This is a genomic window from Myxococcus vastator (assembly GCF_010894475.1).
In the GTDB taxonomy this organism is placed as follows: Bacteria; Myxococcota; Myxococcia; order Myxococcales; family Myxococcaceae; genus Myxococcus; species Myxococcus vastator.
On record NZ_JAAIYB010000920.1, the window covers coordinates 1 to 753 of the forward strand.

A 753-nucleotide genomic window follows, 5' to 3' on the forward strand; every position below is an offset into this window, starting at 1 on the left:
GTGTGGTTGATGGGGGAGGCGGGGATGGGCAAGACGCCCGTCAAGGACGCCTTCGTGGAGCGCCTGGCCGCGGAGGGCTTCGAAGTCTGGGAAGGCAGTGGCCTGGCGTTGCCGGGCGCACCGGCGGGCATCTTCCGGGAGCTGCTGGACGCCACGCGGGACCTCAGCCCGCCCTCCGGGACGGGCCGCGTGTCCAGCGCGGACGCGGAGCGAATCCAGCGCTTCCTGGAAGGCCGTGAGCGCCAGGGCATTCCGGCGAGCCTCGCCTCCGAGCGCACCGCCCTGCTCGACTCCCTGTGCCACGCGCTGATGCCCCACCGCCGTCCGCGCCTGCTGGTGCTGGAGGACTGGCAGCATGGGGACGCGCTCAGCCATGCGCTGGTGGAGGAGCTGGTGTCGCGGCTGTCGCACACGCCGCTGCTGTTGCTGGCGCTCCAGCGCCCCAGTGGCACGGCGCCGGCGCCCCTCTCGGCGGAGGTCCTGACGGTGGGGCGGCTGGGGCCCGCCGAGGCCGCGGCGCTGCTGGAGGGCCGGCTGCGGAACCGGGGAGCACTGACGCCCGCGGCCCGGGAGGCGGTGCTGCGCGGCAGCGCCGGCCACCCGCTGCACCTGCTGCACGCGGTGACGCTGCATGAGGAGCAACCGGAGCGGGAGGTGCCCCTCCTGGGCGAGGCGGCACTGGCCGCGCGGCAGGCCTTGTTGCCCCCGGTACAGCGGGACGTGCTGCGGGCGGCGTCGGTGCTGGGCCCGTCG

Annotated in this window: 1 protein-coding gene; it reads left to right on the forward strand. The window is 75.6% G+C overall.

Annotated features, from left to right (window positions below; genetic code table 11):
- Nucleotides 1–9: 9 nt before the first annotated feature.
- The coding region (locus G4D87_RS38340; protein ID WP_275902337.1) for an AAA family ATPase at nucleotides 10–753 on the forward strand (744 nt) is incomplete at its 3' end.